Origin of the sequence: Rothia nasimurium (assembly GCF_928381415.1) — a bacterium.
In the GTDB taxonomy this organism is placed as follows: Bacteria; Actinomycetota; Actinomycetes; order Actinomycetales; family Micrococcaceae; genus Rothia; species Rothia nasimurium_H.
Genome location: NZ_CAKMSF010000002.1, coordinates 258780 through 279293, shown reverse-complemented (window position 1 = coordinate 279293; position 20514 = coordinate 258780). Strand labels below are relative to the sequence as shown.

Below are 20514 nucleotides of genomic sequence, written 5' to 3'. Positions count from 1 at the left end.
AATACGTATGTTGCGTGGGCGCACAGATGGGCTCAACCTATCGGTGTGTCGTCTCGCATCACACAGGAGGTTATTCAGTGCCGAATACATCCAAGGGCACGCTGTACCGCGGCCGTGAAGGTATGTGGTCGTGGGTTGCCCACCGCATTACCGGTATCGCCATTTTCTTCTTCTTGCTGGTTCACGTGCTTGATACCGCCGTCGTCCGCGTCTCTCCCGAGGCCTACAACGCCGTCATGCACATCTACAAGAACCCCATCATGGGTCTGGGCGAAGCTGTTCTGGTAGCAGCTATTGTCTACCACGCTTTTAACGGTATCCGCATTATCCTGGTGGACTTCTGGAAGAACGGTGCCAAGAACCAGAAGGCTATGCTCTGGGGCGTCCTGGTGCTTTGGGCCGTCGTCATGGTTCCCTTCCTCGTCCGTCACTTCATGCTCGTCTTTGGGGGTCACTAAGACATGGCAACTCCTCTGAAAACCAAGATTTCGGTTCCCCGCAGCCGCGACAACACCGTATCGGGTGTCAAATACAACCGAGCCTCGTCCAAGCGCAACAACTTCGAGATGTTCGCCTGGCTTTACATGCGTGTCTCCGGTGTTCTGCTGGTCATTCTGATTTTCGGTCACCTCTTCGTCAACCTCATGATGGGCGAAGGCGTACACCGCATCGACTTCGGTTTCGTCGGCGGTAAGCTGGCTAACCCCTTCTGGCAGGTCTGGGATCTTCTGCTCCTGTGGCTGGCTATGCTGCACGGCGCTAACGGCATCCGCGTCATCATCGACGATTACGCAGAAAAGGACGGCGTGCGCTTCGCCCTGAAGGTAGCCCTCTTCCTTGCCACCGCTTTCGTGATTCTTCTGGGCACCCTGGTCATCTTCACCTTTGAGCCCTGCCCCGCCGGTGCAGCCGCAGACCTTCTGCCGTCCTTCTGCACCGCCCCGTAAGCTATTGGCGCTCTAGATTTTAGAAAGAAGCATTCACACAATGCAGGTACATAAGTACGACGTCGTTATCATCGGCGCAGGCGGCGCAGGTATGCGAGCCGCTATCGAAGCTGGCCAGCGCGTCCGCACAGCTGTGCTCACCAAGCTTTACCCCACCCGCTCCCACACCGGCGCAGCTCAGGGTGGCATGTGCGCCGCACTAGCTAACGTTGAAGAGGACAACTGGGAGTGGCATACCTTCGACACCATCAAGGGTGGCGACTACCTGGTAGACCAGGATTCAGCTGAGGTCATGGCTAAGGAAGCCATCGACGCGGTTCTTGACCTGGAAAAGATGGGTCTTCCCTTCAACCGTACCCCCGAGGGGCGTATCGACCAGCGTCGCTTCGGCGGCCATACCCGCGACCACGGTAAGGCCCCTGTGCGCCGCGCCTGCTACGCAGCAGACCGCACCGGCCACATGATTCTGCAGACCCTCTACCAGAACTGCGTCAAGCACAACGTAGAGTTCTATAACGAGTACTACGTGCTCGACCTGGTTATGGTTGAGGACGAGGACGGCGTCCGCCGCCCCGCAGGTGTTGTCTCCTACGACCTGGCTACCGGCGACGTCCACGTCTTCCAGGCCAAGAGCGTTATCTTCGCCTCCGGCGGCTGTGGCAAGATCTTCAAGACCACCTCCAATGCCCACACCCTCACCGGTGACGGCATGGCAATTGCCCTGCGCAACGGTATTCCGCTGGAAGACATGGAGTTCGTGCAGTTCCACCCCACCGGCCTTGCAGGCCTGGGCATCCTGGTTTCTGAGGCTGCCCGCGGTGAAGGTGGTATTCTGCGCAACTCCGACGGTGAACGCTTCATGGAACGTTACGCCCCCACCATTAAGGACCTTGCCCCCCGCGACATCGTGGCCCGTTCCATGGCGAACGAAGTTCGTGAAGGTCGAGGCTGTGGCCCCAACAAGGACTACGTCCTTCTGGACCTCACCCACCTCGAGCCCTCCCACATCGACGAGAAGCTCCCGGACATCACCGAGTTCGCTCGCACCTACCTGGGCGTTGAACCCTACACCGAGCCCGTCCCGGTTTTCCCCACCGCCCACTACGCCATGGGTGGCATTCCCACCAACATCAAGGCAGAGGTGCACTCCAACTCCGAGGACATCATCCCCGGTCTCTACGCTGCCGGTGAGGTCGCCTGCGTATCGGTTCACGGTTCTAACCGCCTGGGCACCAACTCCCTGCTTGACATCAACGTCTTCGGTAAGCGCGCCGGTATCTACGCAGCAGAATACGCAGCATCAGCTGACTTCCTGCCCGTCCCCGACGACGCCGCAGACGCCACCCTGGAACTGCTCAACCAGATCCGCAACGGCGAAGGTACCGAAAAGGTCGGCCAGCTGCGTAAGGAACTGCAGGATGTCATGGACGCCGATATGCAGGTTTTCCGCACCGAGGCGACCATCCACAACGCCGTCAACAAGATTGTTGAGCTTGAAGAGCGCTACAAGAACATCCAGATTCAGGATAAGGGTAAGCGCTTCAACCTCGACTTGCTTGAAGCAGTTGAACTGGGCTTCCTGCTAGAGCTTGCCAAGGTCATGTCGGTTGCTGCCCTGCACCGCAAGGAATCCCGCGGCGGTCACTTCCGCGAGGACTACCCCGACCGCGACGACGCCAACTTCATGAAGCACTCGATGGTCTACCTCGATGAGAACGCCGAGATGGAAGGCATTAAGGGTCTGCGTTTTGATACCAAGCCCGTGACCTTCACCCGCTACGAACCGATGGAGCGTAAGTACTAAAATGGCTGATTTTGAAGCACGTGAACCCGAATCCAAGGTTGAGCTGAAGTCTGAGTCAGGCGAAGCGGGCGCTATTCCCACCTTCGACGTGACTGTGCAGGTTCGCCGTTACAACCCCGAAGAGTCAGCAGAGGCCCACTGGGACGAATTCAAGCTGACCATGTACGGCACTGACCGTGTGCTCGATGCCCTGCACAAGATTAAGTGGGAGATTGACGGCTCGCTGTCCTTCCGCCGCTCCTGTGCCCACGGTATCTGCGGCTCCGACGCTATGCGCATCAACGGCCGTAACCGTCTGGCCTGCAAGACCCTGCTCAAGGATCTTGACCTGTCCAAGCCCATCACCGTTGAGCCCATCAAGGGTCTGCCCTGCGAGAAGGACCTCATCGTAGACATGGAACCCTTCTTCCAGGCCTACCGTGAGATTATGCCCTTCCTGGTCAACGACACCCACGAGCCGGAGCGCGAGCGCTACCAGTCCCAGGAGGACCGCGCCCGCTTTGACGACACCACCAAATGCATCCTCTGCGCCGCGTGTACCTCGTCCTGCCCCGTCTTCTGGACCGACGGCCAGTACTTCGGCCCCGCAGCTATCGTCAACGCCCACCGCTTCATCTTCGACTCTCGCGATGACGCCGGTGACATGCGTCTTGAGATTCTCAACGACAAGGAAGGCGTCTGGCGCTGCCGCACCACCTTCAACTGCACCGAGGCTTGCCCCCGCGGTATTGAAATTACCAAGGCGATTGCCGAGGTCAAGCAGGCTATCCTGGCCCGCTCCCTCTAAAGGTCGGTAGAAAGTCGCGCTCCACATCCCCTGTGGAGCGCGACTTTTTGTATGAGGGGCTACTCTATATACATGTCGTCCTATTCTTTTGCTGCAAGCTCCTTGGATCTGAGCTCACCCTTGTTTGCCCAGCGTCTGCGCACCCTGGTGCCAGAACTCATAGCATTTCGCCGCGAGGTGCATCAGAACCCTGAGCTGTCGTACCTTGAGAACAAGACGACCGAGCGTATTTTCCGTACCCTCACCGAGGCTGGGCTGGCGCCCAAGCATTTGAAGGGTACCGGCTGCTATGTGGACGTGGGGTCTGGCCCGATGGCCGCTGCCCTGCGCGCCGATATCGATGCCCTGCCGATCCAGGAAGAAACCGACCTGCCCTACGCTTCGCAGGTCGATGGTGTCATGCACGCCTGCGGTCACGATATTCACCAGACCGTCATGCTGGGGGTGGCTATTGCCCTGCACCGCCTTCACCAGGAGCTTCCCCTGGGCGGTACCGTGCGCATTATCTTCCAGCCCGCTGAGGAGCAGCTGCCCGGCGGGGCGGTGGACGTCATTTCCCAGGGCATCCTCGAGGGGGTGCCCCGCGCCTTCGCCCTGCACTGTGAACCCAAGGTTGACGTGGGTAAAATCGGTACCCGCATCGGTGCAATCACTAGTGCCTCCGACACCATCAAAATTACTCTCAAGGGCCGCGGCGGCCACACCTCCCGCCCGCACCTGACCGAGGACGTCATTTACGCCCTCTCCCAAATCGCGATCAACGTGCCTGCTGTGCTCTCGCGCAAGACGGACGTCCGCTCCGGTGTGCTGGTTGCCTGGGGGCAGATTGAGGCGGGGGTGGCTCCCAACGCTATTCCGTCCACCGCTTTTTTGGCGGGTACCATGCGCTGTCTGGATGCGGACGTCTGGAAGCAGGCCGGTGCCATGCTCGATGAGGTGGTTGACCAGATTGCTGCCCCCTACAACGTAGAGGTTGAGCTTGAGCACTACCGGGGGGTGCCGCCGTCCGTCAATACCGAAGATGAGGTTGCCATGATTGAGGCGGCCTCCCGCGCGGAGCTGGGGGAGGACTCCGTGGTGCTGGTGGAGCAGTCCATGGGCGGGGAAGACTTTGCCTGGATGCTCCAGGAGGTTCCCGGCGCCCTGATTCGTCTGGGCACCCGTGTGCCCGGTGGAGTGACCTACGACCTGCACCGGGGGGACTACGCGCCGGACGAACGCGCGATTGAGTACGGGGTGCAGGTTATGGCCGCGACCGCGCTGCGGGCTATCCGCTCGGAGCTGCCTCGCAGCTAACCTCCGGGAAGTTACCGGCTGGTAACTTTTTTCAGAAAATTTTTTGAGAGGGCAGGACGCCCGCTCCCGCTCCCGGGGGTGGCCTCCTGCCCTCTGTGATTAGCTCAAATACATATTCTGTGTGATTAAACAGCAGGAGCCTGTTGCGCGGTTCACGCTTTTTGAAGTAAATAGGGGGTGAATGGGAAGCTGAATCACACTAAGATGTGTTGTGTTACGCAAATTTTCTCTGAAAGCACCACTCACACACAGTTGGCGTAGACTATGCGCCGCCCGCTTTCAGGGCCGTACGAAAAGGACCTTCATGGCTTTCTCACGTAAGCACGTTGCATCCACCGGTTCCATCCTGGGTATCTCAGCCCTGCTGCTGTCAGCTTGTGGCGCAGCCCCCGAAGAATCATCATCAGCCTCTGGTGAAGCAACCGACTACCTGGGCTGCATTGTTTCTGACTTCGGTGGTTTCCAGGACAAGTCCTTCAACCAGAACTCCTACAAGGGTCTGCAGGATGCCGTCGCTGAATACGGTATCGAGCACAAGGAAGCTGAGTCCACCACTGAAACCGACTACGGCCCCAACCTCGACCAGATGGTTCAGTCAGGCTGTAACCTGACCGTTACCGTCGGCTTCGGCCTGGCAGATGCTACCAAGGAAGTAGCAGAAGCTAACCCCGATATGCACTTCACCATCGTTGACGATAACTCCATCGAGCTCGACAACGTGCGCCCCATCGTCTTCGACACCGCCCAGGCTGCCTTCCAGGCAGGCTACCTGGCCGCTGCCCAGACCAAGACCGGTAAGGTCGCAACCTACGGCGGCATGGAATTCCCCACCGTTACCATCTTCATGGACGGCTTTGCCCAGGGCGTTGCCTACTACAACGAGCAGAAGGGCGCCAATGTTGAGGTACTCGGCTGGAACACTGAGGCCCAGTCAGGCACCTTCACCGGTGACTTCGAAGACGCCACCAAGGGCAAGACCAACACCCAGAACTTCCTGGACCAGGGCGCAGACATCATTCTGCCCGTAGCTGGCCCCGTAGGTTCCGGCACCCTCGAAGCTGTCAAGGAATACAACGCCACCAGCCCCGAGAACCCCGCCTCTGTCATCTGGGTTGACGCTGACGGTGTTGAAACCAACCCCGAATTCCAGGACATCATCCTGACCTCCATCATGAAGAAGATGGACGCCGCTATCACCGAAACCATCAAGTCAGACATGGACGGTAACTTCACCTCCGACGCCTACATCGGCACCCTGGAGAATGACGGCGTTGGCCTGGCTCCCTTCCACAACTTCGAATCAGCAGTCTCAGACGAGACCAAGGCTGAGCTCGACAAGATCAAGGAAGACATCATCTCAGGTACCATCAAGGTCGAAACCGCAGGTACCCCCACCGCCTAAGCAGGTAGGTTAGCCTCGGGCTACTCACAACGGCTCACACCCTCAGCAACGAGAGGTGTGAGCCGTTTGTCTGGCCAGCGGCCCTGCTCTTGCAGACAGCCTTTAGGGTAGGAGCCTAAACCGCTAAACTAGGCACAAACACTCCTTCACTCTGCAGCCTGCACCAGGCCGTAGTGTGCGTCCGGTTCTCACACAGAAAGCCACCCCATGAAACTCGAACTGCGCAAGGTCACTAAACGCTTCGGTGACTTTACCGCGAACGATAGCATCGACCTTGTGGTCCGCCCCGGCACAGTACACTGCTTGCTGGGTGAAAACGGCGCGGGTAAGTCCACCCTCATGAACGTCATCTTCGGTCTCTATCAGCCCACCGAAGGCCAGCTGTTCATCGACGATCAGCCGGTTGAGTTCTCAGGCCCCTCAGACGCCATGGCAGCAGGTATCGGCATGGTGCACCAGCACTTTATGCTGGTCCCCGTCTTCACCGTTGCCGAGAACGTGGCCCTGGGCTCCGAATCCCTCAAGGGTGGCACCCTTGATCTTGAGACCACCCGCCGTAAAATCCGTGAGATTTCAGACCGCTACGGCTTTGCTGTCAATCCCGACGCCATCGTTGAAGACCTGCCCGTTGGCGTGCAGCAGCGCGTTGAAATTATCAAGGCCCTGGTGCGCGACGCAGAGATTCTGATTCTTGACGAGCCCACCGCCGTGCTCACCCCCGCTGAAACCGACCAGCTGCTGGGCATCATGGACCAGCTCCGCAAGGACGGCAAGTCCCTGCTCTTTATCTCCCACAAGCTTCGCGAAGTCCGTGAGATTTCAGATGACATCACCGTCATCCGCCGCGGCAAGGTAGTTGGTCACGCTGACCCCTCCATGTCGACCACTGAACTGGCCTCTCTCATGGTGGGTAAGGCCGTTCAACTAACCGTTGACAAGACTGAGGCTCAGACTAACCAACAGACCTTCGCCGTTGAAAACCTCACCCTAGTAGCCGATAACGGCGTGCCCCTGCTTAAGGACGTCAGCTTCACCGTCCACGGTGGCGAAATTCTCGCCGTTGCCGGTGTGCAGGGCAACGGCCAGACCGAGCTGGCTGAATCTATCATCGGCCTGCACCCCAAGGCCACCGGCTCCATGAAGCTCAACGGCACCGAGCTGCTGGGTATGACCACCAAGCAGGTCCTGCGTACCGGTGTCGGCTTCGTGCCCGAAGACCGTAGCAAGGACGGCCTCGTCGGCTCCTTCTCTATCTCAGAGAACCTGATCCTCGACCTCTTCGATACCAAAGACTTCTCATCGGCAGGCACCCTCAACCGTGCCAAGATCTCTGAAAACGCCGACCGGGCAGGTGCTGAGTTCGACATCCGCATGGGCTCCAAGGAGCACACCGCCTCGACCCTTTCCGGCGGTAACCAGCAGAAGATTGTCGTAGCCCGCGAGCTCTCCCGCCCCCTAGAACTCTTTGTCGCATCCCAGCCCACCCGCGGCGTTGACGTCGGCTCCATCGAGTTTATCCACAAGCGCATCGTCGAAGAACGCGACAAGGGCGTGCCCGTCATCATCGTCTCCACCGAACTCGACGAGGTTTACGGTCTAGCCGACCGCATCGCCGTCTTCTTCCACGGCGAACTCATGGGCATCGTCCCGCCCAGCACACCCCGCTCCGTGCTCGGTCAGATGATGGCAGGAGCCACCTACGAAGAAGCCCTCGCAGCAGCCGCAGAACACGAAGAAGAAGCCCCCAGCGCTTCCCACGCCAAGCACATGGCCACCACCCCCGAGACCCCCTGGGCAGAAGGAGAAGAGAATGAGCGAGCATAAGCCCGCAACCCCGCAGGTAGACCCTGCCCTTGCTGCCGATACAGCAGTTAAAACCCCGCCCCAGGACGTCCCCTCCCAGCTGGTGGCAACCGAGAAGCCCTCAACCTTCGCCCGCATCGCAGGCGGCAACGTCGGCCTCTCCATCGGCGCAGCCCTGGCAGCCTTCATCGTCGGTGGCCTGCTGATTGCAGCAACCGACCCCGCCACCCAGAAAGCGGCCTCCTACTTCTTCGCCCGCCCCATGGACACCATCAGCGCGGGCTGGACTGCTGCCTACGAGTCCTACCTGGCCCTGCTACAAGGCGCTATCTACAACCCCAACGGTAAGAGCTTCGTTCAGCAGATTCGCCCCATCACCGAAACCCTGACCGTAGCCACCCCGCTCATCTTCGCGGGCCTGGCCGTAGCCCTCTCCTTCCGAGCAGGTCTCTTCAACATCGGTGCCCAGGGCCAGATTATCCTCGGTGCTATCGTCTCCGGCTGGGTTGCTCTCAACGCCGGCCTTCCCGCCATTATCGCCCTCCCCCTGGTAGTCCTCGGCGGCATCCTAGGCGGTGCAATCTGGGGCGGTATCATCGGTGTCCTCAAGGCTAAGACCGGTGCCCACGAAGTCATCCTGTCCATCATGATGAACTACATCGCGGCCAACCTGCTGGTCTACCTGCTCAAGACCCCCCTGCTCCAGCGCGAAGGCAGCTCCAACCCCATCTCCGAAAAGCTGCCCGAAAACGCAGTCTTCCCCCAGATTCTGGGCCCCTCCTTCCGCCTCCACCTGGGCTTCATCCTCGCCATCCTGGCCGTCCTCTTCATCAGCTGGCTCCTGAACCGGTCCACCATCGGCTTCCGCCTGCGTGCAGTTGGCGCTAACCCCAACGCCGCCCGCACCGCAGGTATCTCGGTTGCCTCCGGCTACATCATCGTCATGGCGATCTCCGGCGCCCTCGCAGGCCTCGGCGGCACCGCCCAGGTCGCAGGTACCGAAAAGGTGCTCACCACCGGCATCGCAGGTACCCTAGGCTTCGACGCCATCACCGTAGCACTGCTCGGACGCTCCACCCCCTGGGGTACCTTCTTCGCCGCCCTCCTCTTCGGTGCCTTCCGCGCAGGCGGCGTCTCCATGCAGGTCGCCACCGGCACCTCCATCGACATTGTTCTCGTGCTCCAGGCCCTCATCGTCCTCTTCATCGCCGCACCTCCGCTGGTCCGCGCCATGTTCCGCCTGCCCGACCCCACCGGCAAGCCCAAGAAAAAGAAGTCAGCTAAGAAGAAGGTCGTGGAGGCATAACCATGAGCGTCACCGCAACTCCCGAAACCACCGCCAGCACTTCAGAAGAAAAGCTGGTCGTCAAAAACTGGAAGAACCCCATCATCTACGGGGTACTCGCCGTCATCGGCACCCTGCTCATCGCCCTGCGCGCCCCCAAGAGCACCATCAGCATGAGCATCAGCGACGGCGTCAGCTGGTTCTCCGCCGAACCCCTGAACATCAACCCCCAGGTCTATGGCTGGGTAGCCTCCATCGTCATGCTGGCCCTCGCAGGCTACGCCCTGGTGACCACCAACGCCGGCAAGACCCTGGGCCGCTGGGTAGCCCCCCTCTTCTGGTTCGCCTTCGCCTCCGGCCTACTCATCTGGGCCATCGGCTCTACCGCTAAGCCAGAACTCTCCCTGGTCTCCCTGCTCAACGGCGCCGTGCTGCTCTCCATCCCCATGATCTTCGGCTCCATGGGCGGCCTGCTCTGCGAGCGCTCCGGCATCGTCAACATCGCCATCGAAGGCCAGCTCCTGCTGGGCGCCTTCTCAGCGGTCCTGGTAGGTTCCATCACGAAGAACGCCTGGGCAGGCCTCCTTGCAGCCATGATCGGCGGCATGCTGGTCTCAGCCCTGCTGGCCCTCTTCTCCATCAAGTACCTGGTCGACCAGGTCATCGTGGGTGTCGTGGTCAACGTCCTGGTCTCAGGTCTCACCGGCTTCCTCTTCAGTCGCGTCCTCGAACCCAACGCGTCCACCCTCAACTCCGCACCCAAGCTGCCGGCCTTCGCCATCCCCGGCCTCTCCGAAATCCCTGTTCTGGGCCCCGTCCTCTTCAACCAGAACGTACTGGTCTACCTCATGTACATCGTGGTAGCCGTCATCTGGTTCGCCCTCAACAAGACCCGCTGGGGCCTACGCACCCGCGCCGTCGGCGAACACCCCAAGGCCGCCGACACCCTGGGCGTCAACGTCAACCGCCTGCGCGCCACCAACGTGCTGCTGGCCGGTGCCGTAGCCGGTATGGGCGGCGCCTTCTTCACCCTGGTCTCCGTATCCTCCTTCAACTCCGACATGACCGCAGGCCAGGGCTACATCGCCCTCGCCGCCCTCATCTTCGGCCGCTGGACCCCCATCGGAGCCCTCTCCGCCGCCCTCCTCTTCGGCTTCTCCCTCAACCTGCAGTTCGTCCTCTCCATCCTGGGCACCAGCGTGCCCACCGAACTGCTCGCCATGCTGCCCTACCTGGTCACCATCTTCGCGGTAGCCGGTCTGGTGGGCCGCTCCCGCGGCCCCGCCGCAGTGGGCAAGCCCTACATCAAGGAGTAGGTCCGGACGGACGCGTGGCCGCCCCGCTTGCACAGCAAGGGGCGGCCACTGCCGTCTTAAAGGTTCACGCGTATGGGGTGGAGATGGACGCCCCTTCGCCGACTAACCTTCTCAAGCTCGCCCTGGAGGGCTCGCTTGATTCATGCCAGCCCCAGCCAGTCGGCTACCGGGGCGTCCACCTCCACCCCGTCCTTGCACAACATATACGAGGAAAGAGACCAATGACTCCACTCACCATTGACTGGGACCAGCTCACCGCTGCCGCCACCGCAGCCCTAGCGAACTCCTACTCGCCCTACTCCAACTTCGCGGTTGGGGTCGCTGCCCTGACCACCGACGGGCGTATCATTACCGGCGCCAACATCGAAAACGCCTCCTACGGGCTCACCCTCTGCGCCGAATGTTCGCTGATTTCCGAGCTCTTCCGCACCGGCGGCGGCAAGCTTGCCGCATTTGCCTGTGTTGATAAGGACGGCAACGCGCTTATGCCCTGTGGCCGCTGCCGTCAGCTGCTCTACGAACACAGCACCCCCGGAATGCTCCTGCGCTCAACCAGCGGAGTGCTCACCATTGAGCAGATGCTGCCCGACGCCTTCGGCCCCGACCGCCTAGCTGCCCCCTAGCGTCCTCATCTTTCCCGTTCACCGACCGCTTTGCAACGGCCACGCCCCGGCGCGAACTGGCATACTGGAAGATAAGACCAAAGAACACAAGAACACAGAGCAGGGGAGCGAAGCTGCACCCTGCCGGGAAGGTGAGCGCTTGAGCACCGAAGCTTTCGACGCCGTAGACATTATCCGCACCAAACGTGACCACGGAACCCTCACCAACGAGCAGGTCGACTGGGTCATCGACGCCTACACCCGCGGCGTCGTAGCCGATGAACAGATGAGCGCCCTGGCCATGGCTATCTTCCTTAACGGCATGAATCGCGACGAAATTGCCCGCTGGACTGACGCCATGATCCGCTCCGGCGAACGCATGGATTTCTCCTCCATCATTGGCCCCGGCAAAAAACTCGCTACCGCAGACAAGCACTCCACCGGTGGCGTGGGCGATAAAATCACCCTGCCCCTGGCCCCGCTGGTTGCCGTCTACAACGTGGCTGTACCCCAGCTTTCCGGCCGCGGCCTGGGGCATACCGGCGGTACCCTCGATAAGCTCGAAGCGATCCCCGGCTGGCAGGCCAACATCTCCAACGAAAAGACCCTCGATATTCTCGGCACCGTGGGTGCTGTTATCTCGGCGGCGGGCACCGGCCTCGCCCCCGCCGATAAGAAGCTTTATGCTCTGCGCGACACCACCTCCACTGTCGAGGCTATTCCGCTCATTGCATCGTCCATCATGAGCAAGAAAATTGCCGAGGGCACCGATTCTCTGGTGCTGGATGTCAAGGTCGGTTCCGGTGCCTTTATGAAGGACGCAGCCCGCGCCCGCGAACTGGCAGAGGTCATGGTTGAGCTGGGTCAGGGTGCCGGTGTAAAAACCAGTGCCCTGCTGACCAACATGGATACTCCGCTGGGGCTGGCCGTTGGCAATGCCAATGAAGTTGCTGAATCTGTTGAGGTTCTCGCCGGTGGCGGGCCCGCCGATATCGTTGAGCTGACCGTCGAGTTGGCCCGCGTCATGCTCAAAAATTCCGGTATTGACGCTGACCCGGCCGAGGCCCTTGCGGACGGTCGCGCTATGGATAAGTGGCGCGAGATGATTTCCGCCCAGGGCGGTGACCCCGATGCAGCCCTGCCCGAGGCCCGCGAGACCCACACCGTCTACGCTGACGCAAGCGGCACCCTAACCCGCCTGGACGCTTTGGCCGTGGGTGTGGCGTCCTGGCGCCTGGGCGCAGGCCGGGCTCGCAAGGAAGACGCCGTGCAGCTGGCAGCGGGTATCAACCTGCACGCCAAGCCCGGCGACACCGTCACCGCAGGTCAGCCCCTGATGACTCTGATGACCGACACCCCCGAACGCTTTGAACGAGCCCTGGAATCCCTCAAGGACGCCTGGACTATCGGAGGCGATTACACCCCCACCGACCTGATCCTGGATAGAATCAACGCGTAAACCTACCTTCGCCCCTGCAAGAAAAGAGAAGAACCGTGGGCCTATTTAGCCGCAAAAAAACTCAGGAACCTGCACCTGTAGAGAGCTCCACTCAGCGGGACGTCCTGGCAACCAGCCTTGATGCCGAGCAGGCCGCTACTACTCAGACTGCTGAAACAGCCGCTCCTGCCAGTGGGCAGTTTGCCCCCACCGGGCTGGGCGCAGGTGAGGGCCTCAAGGCCGTCGTGAAGCTCATGCGTGCCAAGGCAGATGGCCAGGTGACCCTGAATCTGACCCAGAACGCCAACGACATGAAGTACACCCTCTACCAGCGCGGCCAGGAAGTTGAGTCTGGTCTGGTCACCCCCGGTAGCGAGTGGTTCCAGGCCGTGGCTGACCTCTACGTTGAGGAAGAAAAGAGCGAGCGCGGCGCCTGGAACCGCGCCCTGATTGTGGTCAACCCCGCCATTGGCAGCGATGCGGCTGTGCACGCTTCTTTCATGAACACCGCCACCAGCAAGACCCACAACCTCAACTATGCCCTGGATATGGGCGCTACCCCCGCCCCGCAGGCTACCAAGACTGAGCAGACCGGTGAGGCTTTGCAGACGACCGAGTCCCAGCAGAGCGCCGAGGCTCAGCAGGTTGCTGAAGTTGAGAAGGGTCAGGACGCCGCCCCCGCCTCAGCTGTCGCACCGGCAGGTACGACTCAGGGTGAGACCGCTGCCCAGGCTGAGGACCGCATGAGCCGTATCTCGGCTCGTCTGGCTCAGGAAAAAGCCGCACAGGAGCAAGCTGGACAGGCCGAAGCAGCGAAGGCAGAAAATTCCGCTGATGAAGTCTCAGATACCGCTGAGGAAGTGACTGTAGAGCCTGCGAAGGAAGAAGCCGTGGAAGAGACCTCCGCGGTAGCAGTAAGCTCTGCTGGGGCAGTTGCTACTGAAGAAGTTGCAGCCGAGGAGAGCCCTGCCGATGTAGCTCCTGCAGCAGATTCCGCTAGCCAGCAGGGCGCTGTGTCCGCCGCAGCTGCCTCAAACTACCCGGCTACTGCCCGCGTCCGCTCAGAAGCTGACGCTGAAGCTCCCGCTGAAACCTCAGCCGAGGCTCCGACCGATAGCTCAGCCGAGGCAGCTGCCGGGCAGGAAGAGCAGGAGGCCCACCAGCTCCCTGCCCACCTGGACGACAGCGAATTCGAGACCGAGGACCAGCCCCAGGCCTCTGCCGACCCGGCCCAGGCTAGCAGCCTGCCCGCGTCCGCACCGACCCTGGACGCCCCCATGACCAGCACTAGCGTGGACATCGCCCCCTCCTACGCCGAGCACAGCCAGCCCAAGCCCTCTGCCACCAAGAAAGCCAGCGGCAATCTGGTGCTCACCGAGGCCGAGGTTGTCTCCCGCTTTGCCCCGGCCTACGAAGCCCTCTTTGGCGCTACTGGCACCGCCCGCGATGTCTCCACCGTGCTGATTCGCGTTCGAACCCTGGGCTCCTACTACGATGCCCTGACCCACGTGCGCCGCAACGGCTTCTGGGAACAGGTACGCACCTTCGACCTGATCCCCGAAGAAACCCTAGCGATTCTGCAGCTCAAGGCCGATTCCTACAAGGAAGGCCACGGCTCGCCCCTCGCCATCAATATCCGCTTCACCCCCGGCACCCCCGTTGAAGCCACCTTCGACTACGCCGATGAAGAGGCCTTTGTGCGCTACCCTGAGCACCTGCCTGCCCAGCAGTACGTAGAAGAGCTGCGCATGTTCCCCCGCACCGGTGAGAACATCCCGGCCCACATGAATGAGGCTCTGGCCTCCTGGACCTTCTAGGCCAGCACCCACATTCTCTATCTCCCCGCCCCGAAAGAGCCCCGGCCTTTTCGGGGCGGGCCACTACCGAAAGAGCTTTCCCCGTATGACCGCTCCCGCGCCCACCCTGACCTGGCTCCAAAAGCTGCCCAAAGTCTGCCTGCACGACCATCTTGACGGTGGACTGCTCCCCGAGACCCTCATCGAGCTAGCCGATCGGGTAGGCCACACCCTGCCCACAACCGACCCGCAGGAACTGGGGGAGTGGTTCAAACAGGCAGCGGACTCCCGCTCCCTGGCCCGCTACCTCGAAACCTTTGAGCACACGGTGGCCGTCATGCAGACCGAAGAAAACCTGCGACGAGTCGCCCGCGAGCATGTGCTGACCCTGGCCGCCGACGGCGTCATCTACGGTGAGGTGCGCTGGGCCCCCGAGCTGCACCAGCGCGGCGGGCTCACCATGGCCCAGGCTGTTGAAGCGGTAGCCGACGGGCTCATGGACGGCATGGAACAGGTAGCTCAGGCAGGCGGACGCATACTGGTCAACCAGATTCTGTGCGCCATGCGCCACCAGAACAACTCCCTGGAGGTCGTCAAAACCGCCCTGGCCTACCGGGCCCTGGGCGTGGTGGGCTTCGACCTGGCCGGGCCTGAGGACGGCCACCCTACCTCATCCCATGCAGAAGCCCTGAACCTTGCCGCCGAGCATTTCCTGCCCGTCACCCTGCACGCCGGTGAAGCCTTCGGCCTGGCCTCTATCCGCGAGGCCCTGGTCACCGGCCGTGCCCTGCGCCTGGGCCACGGCGTCCGTATCACAGAAGACATCACAGCCCGCACCCTGGCAGAGATTGACCCCGATGGCTCCCTCATGCCCGGGGCTGACCCAGCCCAGACCATCCTGCAACTGGGGGAGGTCGCCGAAGCCGTCAAAAACCGCCGTATCGTGCTGGAAACCTGCCCCTGCTCCAACCTGCAAACCGATGCCGCTGAAAAGGCCAGCAATGTGGGGCGAAAGAAAGACTTTGAACCGGCGCTCAGCCACGACGAGCACCCGGCAGCCCTACTCCTGCAGGCCGGGTTCGCCGTAACCATCAACCCCGATAACCGCCTGATGAGCGCCACCAGCATGACCCGCGAATTTGCCGAGCTTGCCAAGCACCAGGGCTTTGGCCTGCCTGAATTCTTCGAGGTCACCTACAACGCTATCAACGGGGCCTTCTGTTCCTTCGACGAAAAACAGGCCCTGCTCACCAGCGTCCAGAGCGCCTACGGGCAGCTAGCCCTCCAAGAGCAGGGCCAGGCAGGGGCTGACCAGGAAGAGCAGCGCGGCGCATGACCCGGCCCAGACAAGAGCACCCCGCACCCTTACCAGAACCCGGTGACCTCGGGGGCAGCTTCGAGCACCTGATGGAGCTCATGCAGACCCTCCGCAGCCCCGACGGCTGCGCCTGGACGTCCGCCCAAACCCACGCGTCCATCATGCACTACCTCATCGAAGAAACCTACGAGGTAGCCGAAGCCGTTGAAGCCCCCGGCGGGGTCAACCTGCCCCTGCTGCGCGAAGAACTCGGGGATGTGCTGCTCAACGTCATCTTCCACGCCACCATGGCCGCCGAAACCCCCGCCGCGCAGGGCGGCTTCACCATGCAGGACGTCATCGACGGGCTCGCCGCCAAACTGGTGCGCCGCAACCCCCACGTCTTCGCATCCACCGACCAGGGCAACGAAAAGCTCAGCGCCGCCGACATCTACGACGCCTGGGACCAGCTTAAAAAAGCCGAAAAACCCGAACGCACCGGCCCCTTCGACGGGCTCCCGCCGGCCCTGCCCGCGCTCGCCCTCGCCGCCAAGGTCGATGAAAAAGCAGAGGCTGCCGGGGTTGACCTTACGGGCGCGGACGCCGGTGGGCAGCTCCCAGCCTTCGTCAACGAGCAGGAGCTGGGCGCCTACCTCTACAAGCTGGCAGCCTCCGCCCGCACCGCCGGGCTCGATGCGGAACGGGCCCTGCGGACCTATGTGCAAGGGCTAATTCGCGACTGATACGGTGGGGGCGGGCAGAAGAGCACCGCCACCCCACCAGCACCGCCATAAGGTAGTTGTGACCCGTTGGTCAGAATCCCACAAAACCTCAGAAGTGCTGAAGAAAACCGTTGGAAATGTTGAATTCCTGTGTGCTTATGTGGGTTTTTTGGTAGACTGGGGGCATAAACGCGCGCGGGCTCCACGGCCCGATCAGCAACCGGCTGTAGCGCTATATAGCCATTTTCATTTCTCATCCTTCAAGGAGCATTTTCATGGCTTTGATTACCGCAGTTCACGCTCGTCAGATTCTTGACTCACGCGGCAACCCCACCGTTGAGGTTGAGGTTCTGCTCGAAGACGGCGCTTTTGGCCGCGCAGCAGTTCCCTCAGGCGCATCCACCGGTGAGTGGGAGGCCGTAGAGCGCCGCGACGGCGACAAGGCTGTTTACCTGGGCAAGGGCGTTCTCGGCGCTGTCTCTGCAGTGATTGAAGAAATCGCTGAAGAGGTTATCGGCATCGACGCAACCGACCAGCGCGCTGTTGACGCAGCCATGATCGCCCTGGACGGCACTAACAACAAGGGCAAGCTCGGCGCAAACGCTATCCTCGGCGTTTCCATGGCCGTTGCTAAGGCAGCGGCTGAGTCCTCAGACCTGCCCCTCTACAAGTACCTGGGCGGCCCCAACGCTCACGTCCTGCCCGTTCCCATGATGAACATCCTCAACGGTGGCTCACACGCTGACTCCAACGTTGACATCCAGGAATTCATGATCGCCCCCATCGGCTTCGACACCTTCTCCGCTGCCCTGCAGGCTGGCGTTGAGGTATACCACGCTCTCAAGAGCGTTCTGCACGACCGTGGCCTGTCCACCGGTCTGGGCGACGAGGGTGGCTTCGCTCCCAACCTCGACTCCAACGCTGCAGCTCTTGACCTGATCATTGAGGCTATCGAGAAGGCCGGCTACAAGCCCGGTGAAGAAATCGCCCTGGCTCTCGACGTCGCTTCTTCTGAGTTCTACAACGACGGTGCCTACGACTTCGAAGGCCAGAAGAAGTCCGCAGCTGAAATGTCTGCCTACTACGCTGACCTGGTTGCTAAGTACCCCCTCGTTTCCATCGAGGACCCCCTGGACGAGAACGACTGGGACGGCTACAAGACCCTCACCGCCGAAATTGGCGACAAGGTTCAGATTGTTGGCGACGACCTCTTCGTGACCAACCCCGAGCGTCTGGCTCAGGGCATCGAGGGTGGCGCTGCTAACGCCCTGCTCGTGAAGGTAAACCAGATTGGTTCACTGACCGAGACCTTCGACGCTATGAGCATGGCTCAGCGCAACGAGTACCGCTGCATGGTTTCCCACCGTTCCGGTGAGACCGAGGACGTCACCATCGCTGACCTGGCTGTTGCTACCAACGCCGGCCAGATCAAGACCGGTGCTCCCGCCCGTTCCGAGCGCGTTGCTAAGTACAACCAGCTGCTGCGCATCGAAGAAGAGCTCGGCGATCAGGCTGTTTACGCAGGCAAGGGTGCTTTCCCCCGCTTCGCAAAGTAGTCTGCCCACTCTCTAAGGTAAGAGAGTAAGGACGCCCGTGCCCCGGCCAGGTTGCCCCTGGCCGGGGCACTGCCCTTTAAGGGCGAAGGCAGGAACCGTTCAGCGGGTGCCCAGTTCAGGCGGTAAAATAGGAAAATCACGGACGAGAGGGCAGGAAGAGCACTTATGGCACGCACACCGGGTAAGAAACCCAACCCCATCGCAGCCTTTTTTGGCTTCGGCCTGGGGAAGCCGGCGTCCGCCCCCTCCCGGGAAAAGCAGGCCAAACCCCGCCGTGCCCGGGCAGCTAAGCCCCTGCGCGCCGAGACCACCGCAGAAACCCCCTCGCAGGAGCTGGGCACTCCGGTAGCTGCCCACTCCTTCAGCGGGCACTTCATCACCTTCGCCATCGTGCTGGTGATTATCGCCCTGTCGGTCTACACCCCGCTGACCTCCTTCATCCGCCAGCAAAACGAAATCAACGACGCCAAGGCCAGCATCGCCGCCCTACAAGCCGAGCAGGACTCACTAAACGCCCAGGTCAGCTGGTGGCAGGACGACAACTACGTCAAACAGCAGGCCCGCAGCCGTCTCTTCTATGTACAACCGGGGGAGACCCCCTACCTGGTGGTAGGCGTGGACTCCACCAGCGAGCTGGCGGACGACACCAGCGCGGCCGCTAAAACCGCCCCAGAAGACTCCTGGACCACCAAACTCTGGGGCTCCCTGCAGCTGGCCGCCGAAGACACCTCCGTCAGCAGCCCGAGCCCCGACGCCTCAAGCAGCCCCAGCGCCAGCCCCTCAGCTAGCTCTAGCGCTACCGCCACCAACCGCTAGCGCCGTTAGACTAGAGAAACCAGCACCATCTTCTAAGGACACCATGACCACACCAGCGAGCACCGACCACCAGCCCCACGGCTTCGGCGTCACCGCCGAAACCCTCACCCCCACCGAGCTTGACCTGAAAGTGCTCTCAGCCCAGCTGGGGCGCACCGTGCGCGATGTCGTGGAAATCCCGGCCCGCTGCGTCTGCGGCAATCCCCTGGTCGCCGCCACCGCCCCGCGCCTGGCCAACGGATCACCCTTCCCCACCACCTTCTACCTGGCCCACCCCGTCATCACCGCCGCAGCCTCCCGCCTCGAAGCGGAGGGCGCCATGTACGAGATGACCGATGAAGTCACCGACGACGAGAGCAAGGCAGCCGCCTACCGGGGCGCCCACGAGAACTACCTGGCAGAGCGCGAACGTATTCGCGTCAAGGCCGGTCTAGAAGAAGTACCCGAAATTGAGGGCGTTTCAGCCGGTGGCATGCCCACCCGCGTCAAGTGCCTGCACGCCGTGCTCGGCCACACCCTGGCCGTTGGCCGCGGCATCAACCCCTACGGCGACGCAACCCTCGACCTGATTGCCGAGTGGTGGACCTCCGAAACCTGCCACTGCGACCCCGCCTGGCGTAACTAGTCGCCCACCGGCGTCCGCCCCCATACATCACCTATACCTGCCCTACGAGTCACCGGGAGTAACCATGCGCGTTGGCGCTATCGACTGCGGAACTAACTCAATTCGCCTGCTCATCGCCGAGGCCGAAGCCACCGAAGAGGGCTTTGTGCTCACCGACCTTGAGCGTCGCATGAAAATTGTGCGCCTGGGCAAGGGCGTGGACGCCACCGGCTGGCTGGCCAAAGAATCCCTGGAACGCACCTTTGCCGCGGCCCGCGAATACGCCGACCTGCTGCGCGAGTACGGGGTAGAGCACGTACGCTTTGCCGCCACCAGCGCCACCCGGGACGCGGGCAACCGCCAGATTTTCATCGACGGGATCCGCGAGATTCTTGGGGTAGAACCCGAGGTCATTACCGGCCGGGAAGAGGCAGAACTGTCCTTTGCCGGTGCCGTCTCGTCGGTGGGCAATACCGACGAGATGACCCTGGTGATTGACCTGGGCGGCGGCTCCACCGAGTTCGTGCTGGGAAACAAGGACGGCCTGGCCGCAGCTCGTTCGGTTGATATCGGCTGCGTGCGTATGACCGAACGCCATATTAGCTCCGACCCTGCCAATGTCACCCAGGTTTCCCGCGTCATTGCAGATACCGACCGGGCTATTGCAACCGCAAGTGCCTCCGTTGACCTATCGGCGGCCCGCCGCGTTGTGGGCGTGGCGGGAACCGTCACCACCGTGGCAGCCCACGCGATGGGGCTTGACGCCTATGACCCCGAAAAAATCGACCGCGCCGAGATCGCCATTAAGGACATCTCCCGGGCCGCTGCCGATATGGTCGCTATGACCAGCGCCGAGCGTGCCGCCCTGCCCTACATGCACGAGGGCCGGGTGGACGTCATCCCTGCAGGGTCGGTTGTCTGGGCCCGCATCGTTGAGCGCATCAGCGCCCTCACCGGGGGAGCGGTCACCAGCGCTATCGCTTCAGAAAAAGACATCCTCGATGGTCTGGCCCTGTCGGTTGCCGAACGTGCCAGCCGCTAGG

The 20514-nt window shown here is 61.7% G+C and carries 18 protein-coding genes; all 18 read left to right on the top strand.

Features of this window, described 5'->3' with window-relative positions; genetic code table 11:
• The first annotated feature begins 77 nt into the window (after positions 1-77).
• The 18 genes from sdhC (at position 78) to L7A20_RS03060 (ending at position 20513) form a co-directional block, all read left to right on the top strand.
• Complete coding sequence (gene sdhC / locus L7A20_RS03145; RefSeq protein ID WP_237196975.1) at positions 78-458, top strand: succinate dehydrogenase, cytochrome b556 subunit; 381 nt, start codon at positions 78-80, stop codon at positions 456-458.
• Between the two features lie 3 nt (positions 459-461).
• Complete coding sequence (locus L7A20_RS03140) at positions 462-947, top strand: succinate dehydrogenase hydrophobic membrane anchor subunit (RefSeq protein WP_237187241.1); 486 nt, start codon at positions 462-464, stop codon at positions 945-947.
• Between the two features lie 40 nt (positions 948-987).
• Positions 988-2751, top strand: coding sequence for a succinate dehydrogenase flavoprotein subunit (sdhA, locus tag L7A20_RS03135; protein WP_135011169.1), 1764 nt, complete (start codon positions 988-990; stop codon positions 2749-2751).
• Position 2752: 1 nt separating this feature from the next.
• The gene (locus L7A20_RS03130; RefSeq protein WP_135011168.1) at positions 2753-3538 is read left to right on the top strand and encodes a succinate dehydrogenase iron-sulfur subunit; all 786 of its coding nucleotides are present in this window, start codon (positions 2753-2755) and stop codon (positions 3536-3538) included.
• Between the two features lie 72 nt (positions 3539-3610).
• A complete protein-coding gene (locus tag L7A20_RS03125) occupies positions 3611-4834 on the top strand; it encodes an amidohydrolase (RefSeq protein WP_237222376.1) in 1224 nt (407 codons plus the stop codon).
• A 304-nt stretch (positions 4835-5138) separates the two neighbouring features.
• Positions 5139-6236 (top strand): BMP family lipoprotein, encoded by a 1098-nt coding sequence (locus L7A20_RS03120; protein ID WP_237222375.1) that lies wholly within the window; start codon positions 5139-5141, stop codon positions 6234-6236.
• A gap of 207 nt (positions 6237-6443) precedes the next feature.
• Entirely contained in the window at positions 6444-8060 is a 1617-nt protein-coding gene (locus L7A20_RS03115; RefSeq protein WP_237222374.1) for an ABC transporter ATP-binding protein, read from the top strand.
• A complete protein-coding gene (locus L7A20_RS03110) occupies positions 8047-9345 on the top strand; it encodes an ABC transporter permease (protein WP_237196964.1) in 1299 nt (432 codons plus the stop codon). Before L7A20_RS03115 ends, L7A20_RS03110 begins: the two co-directional genes overlap by 14 nt.
• Before the next feature lie 2 nt (positions 9346-9347).
• Positions 9348-10640, top strand: a complete 1293-nt coding sequence (locus tag L7A20_RS03105; protein WP_237222373.1) for an ABC transporter permease — start codon at positions 9348-9350, stop codon at positions 10638-10640.
• Between the two features lie 221 nt (positions 10641-10861).
• Positions 10862-11263, top strand: coding sequence for a cytidine deaminase (locus tag L7A20_RS03100; protein ID WP_237196959.1), 402 nt, complete (start codon positions 10862-10864; stop codon positions 11261-11263).
• Between the two features lie 139 nt (positions 11264-11402).
• Positions 11403-12701: a thymidine phosphorylase gene (locus L7A20_RS03095; RefSeq protein WP_237196958.1), complete on the top strand. Its 1299-nt coding sequence runs from the start codon at positions 11403-11405 to the stop codon at positions 12699-12701.
• Positions 12702-12736: 35 nt separating this feature from the next.
• Positions 12737-14497 (top strand): hypothetical protein, encoded by a 1761-nt coding sequence (locus L7A20_RS03090; RefSeq protein ID WP_237222372.1) that lies wholly within the window; start codon positions 12737-12739, stop codon positions 14495-14497.
• Positions 14498-14582: 85 nt separating this feature from the next.
• Positions 14583-15812: an adenosine deaminase gene (locus L7A20_RS03085; protein ID WP_237222371.1), complete on the top strand. Its 1230-nt coding sequence runs from the start codon at positions 14583-14585 to the stop codon at positions 15810-15812.
• Positions 15809-16516 carry a MazG nucleotide pyrophosphohydrolase domain-containing protein gene (locus L7A20_RS03080; protein WP_237222370.1) on the top strand — a complete coding sequence of 236 codons (708 nt, stop codon included), beginning with the start codon at positions 15809-15811 and terminating at the stop codon, positions 16514-16516. The genes L7A20_RS03085 and L7A20_RS03080 overlap by 4 nt, the downstream gene beginning before the upstream one ends.
• Before the next feature lie 254 nt (positions 16517-16770).
• Positions 16771-18051 (top strand): phosphopyruvate hydratase, encoded by a 1281-nt coding sequence (eno, locus tag L7A20_RS03075; RefSeq protein ID WP_135013140.1) that lies wholly within the window; start codon positions 16771-16773, stop codon positions 18049-18051.
• Positions 18052-18216: 165 nt separating this feature from the next.
• Positions 18217-18867, top strand: a complete 651-nt coding sequence (locus L7A20_RS03070; RefSeq protein ID WP_237222369.1) for an FtsB family cell division protein — start codon at positions 18217-18219, stop codon at positions 18865-18867.
• A gap of 43 nt (positions 18868-18910) precedes the next feature.
• A complete protein-coding gene (locus L7A20_RS03065; RefSeq protein WP_237222368.1) occupies positions 18911-19492 on the top strand; it encodes a DUF501 domain-containing protein in 582 nt (193 codons plus the stop codon).
• 64 nt (positions 19493-19556) lie between these two features.
• Complete coding sequence (locus tag L7A20_RS03060; RefSeq protein WP_237205931.1) at positions 19557-20513, top strand: Ppx/GppA phosphatase family protein; 957 nt, start codon at positions 19557-19559, stop codon at positions 20511-20513.
• Position 20514 lies beyond the last annotated feature (1 nt).

Coding starts and splice junctions, on each gene's coding strand:
- L7A20_RS03140 (WP_237187241.1), top strand. CDS start 462: ATGGCAACTCCTCTGAAAACCAAGATTTCGGTTCCCCGCAGCCGCGAC.
- sdhA (WP_135011169.1), top strand. CDS start 988: ATGCAGGTACATAAGTACGACGTCGTTATCATCGGCGCAGGCGGCGCA.
- L7A20_RS03130 (WP_135011168.1), top strand. CDS start 2,753: ATGGCTGATTTTGAAGCACGTGAACCCGAATCCAAGGTTGAGCTGAAG.
- L7A20_RS03125 (WP_237222376.1), top strand. CDS start 3,611: ATGTCGTCCTATTCTTTTGCTGCAAGCTCCTTGGATCTGAGCTCACCC.
- L7A20_RS03120 (WP_237222375.1), top strand. CDS start 5,139: ATGGCTTTCTCACGTAAGCACGTTGCATCCACCGGTTCCATCCTGGGT.
- L7A20_RS03115 (WP_237222374.1), top strand. CDS start 6,444: ATGAAACTCGAACTGCGCAAGGTCACTAAACGCTTCGGTGACTTTACC.
- L7A20_RS03110 (WP_237196964.1), top strand. CDS start 8,047: ATGAGCGAGCATAAGCCCGCAACCCCGCAGGTAGACCCTGCCCTTGCT.
- L7A20_RS03105 (WP_237222373.1), top strand. CDS start 9,348: ATGAGCGTCACCGCAACTCCCGAAACCACCGCCAGCACTTCAGAAGAA.
- L7A20_RS03100 (WP_237196959.1), top strand. CDS start 10,862: ATGACTCCACTCACCATTGACTGGGACCAGCTCACCGCTGCCGCCACC.
- L7A20_RS03085 (WP_237222371.1), top strand. CDS start 14,583: ATGACCGCTCCCGCGCCCACCCTGACCTGGCTCCAAAAGCTGCCCAAA.
- L7A20_RS03080 (WP_237222370.1), top strand. CDS start 15,809: ATGACCCGGCCCAGACAAGAGCACCCCGCACCCTTACCAGAACCCGGT.
- eno (WP_135013140.1), top strand. CDS start 16,771: ATGGCTTTGATTACCGCAGTTCACGCTCGTCAGATTCTTGACTCACGC.
- L7A20_RS03070 (WP_237222369.1), top strand. CDS start 18,217: ATGGCACGCACACCGGGTAAGAAACCCAACCCCATCGCAGCCTTTTTT.
- L7A20_RS03065 (WP_237222368.1), top strand. CDS start 18,911: ATGACCACACCAGCGAGCACCGACCACCAGCCCCACGGCTTCGGCGTC.
- L7A20_RS03060 (WP_237205931.1), top strand. CDS start 19,557: ATGCGCGTTGGCGCTATCGACTGCGGAACTAACTCAATTCGCCTGCTC.